The sequence below is a fragment of the Polaromonas sp. P1_G4 genome (assembly GCF_056405475.1).
The window spans coordinates 1-1,624 of the sequence record NZ_JBFUCA010000733.1 but is presented as its reverse complement, the minus strand read 5'-3'; the positions used below and the strand labels follow the sequence as shown (position 1 = coordinate 1,624).

The following is a 1,624-nucleotide window of genomic DNA, read 5'->3' as shown; positions in this document are numbered from 1 at the left end:
CCATAGGATAGGTATAGCCGCTATCACTAGGGGCTACAGTCCATTGGTGCATGACCTGAGGATGAACACCGCGATTTCCGACTCCACCATGTTCTGCACAGAGTTTCAGAACAGTCAATGCAAGCTCTTGATCAGGTAAGTCCACCAGCACATCAACATCAGGAATCAGATCTGCGAGTGTTGTCATGGAGTTTCAGTTGGATAGGTAGGTTTCCTCGATGTGAGGCCGACGCTTGAGTCTATTACGGTCAAGCATCTCCGTCTCCTCCAATTGGAGGGTATGGATGTACCGGAGACCACGGTAGGTAATTCATAGATGGGCGGAACGGCCACAGTACGCCCTACTACCCTTGCGCGCTACCTTCCCAAGGTTCACTATGCAATCCTGGGCATAAAAAGTATGTGGAGGTGAGATGCATTACGACACTTTTGAGGAGGTCATAGAAGGGCTTGCAAAGAAGGGGCGGACGGCACACTTGCTTCTGGGCAATGGCTTCAGCATGGCATATGACCCGAAAATCTTCTCATACAACGCGCTATACGATTTCATTGATAGTTTGAACGATGCCACGCTTTCAGGCGTTTTTGCTGCGATGAAAACCAAGAATTTTGAACTAATCATGGAGCAGCTCCAGACGTTCATCGCGCTGCTCGAAGAACTTGGTGCTGATAAGGATCTTCACAAAAAATTGGCGTCGGCGAAGGAAAAGCTAAAACATAGCCTGCTAGATGCGATCAGGGCGCTTCACCCCGAACATGTTTTCAAAATTCCAGAGGAGAAGAGCGTTGCTTGTGCCAAATTCATCAGTAAATTCTCGACGTCGGGCGGAAAAATCTTTACAACGAACTACGACCTTTTGCTGTACTGGATTTTGATGCGTCAAAACGTTTCTGGTTCGGCCGATGGATTTGGGCGGGAGCTGCTTAATCCTGTAGAAGTGCAAGAAAAAACAGAGGCCGAGGATTGGTCCGAACTGCAGTGGGGTCTGAATAAGCAAAGCCAGAATATCTTCTATCTTCACGGCTCGCTTCCACTGTTTGATACCGGTCCAGAGGTCATCAAGGAGCAGTACAGCAACGAAGGTTACCTGATGGAAAACATTGGGGTTCGCCTTGATGCCGGAGAGTACCCAATCTTTGTTACCGCAGGAAATGGCGCGGAGAAACTAGCTCAGATTCGCCACAACCGCTATCTCTCGCACTGCTACGACCAGCTTTGTGAGTTAGACGGTTCGGTTGTCACTTTAGGGTTTGGGTTTGGCGAGTCAGATGACCACATCATCGATGCCCTGAACAAGGCAAATCACCTTCGCACAAAAAGCCCACCAAAGTTGTGGAGCATCTATATCGGGACGTTCTCTGAGGCGGATAGTCGATGGATCAGCAGCATAGAGAAGAAATTCCATGCCAAGGTACATACATTCGATGCTAGGACAGCGAGTATTTGGAATGCTTAGGTTGATTCATTCGTATCCACTAGGTTGAGAACTTGAGCTGTAGCTTGCCAGAGCTTTCGCAAACGGGGATGACATGGGACTAATTGAAACGTTGTTGAGTCTTCTGTTGAGAGAGGGAGGAGCGACGGCATTAAAGAAAATCAATCTTGAAATCGATAAGCTGGGTG

2 protein-coding genes are annotated in these 1,624 nt (G+C 48.3%); one reads left to right on the top strand and one right to left on the bottom strand.

Translation table 11 applies throughout. The annotated features are described in order from the left end of the window. On the bottom strand, positions 1 to 187 hold a 187-nt coding region (locus AC1D1X_RS22795), incomplete at its 3' end, for a hypothetical protein (protein WP_477699275.1). Between the two features lie 226 nt (positions 188 to 413). On the opposite strand from AC1D1X_RS22795, the gene AC1D1X_RS22790 reads away from it, so the two are divergent. Then, on the top strand, positions 414 to 1,457 hold the full coding sequence (locus tag AC1D1X_RS22790) for a DUF4917 family protein (protein WP_477669949.1): 1,044 nt from the start codon (positions 414 to 416) through the stop codon (positions 1,455 to 1,457). Positions 1,458 to 1,624: the final 167 nt, after the last annotated feature.

Coding starts and splice junctions, on each gene's coding strand:
- AC1D1X_RS22790 (WP_477669949.1), top strand. CDS start 414: ATGCATTACGACACTTTTGAGGAGGTCATAGAAGGGCTTGCAAAGAAG.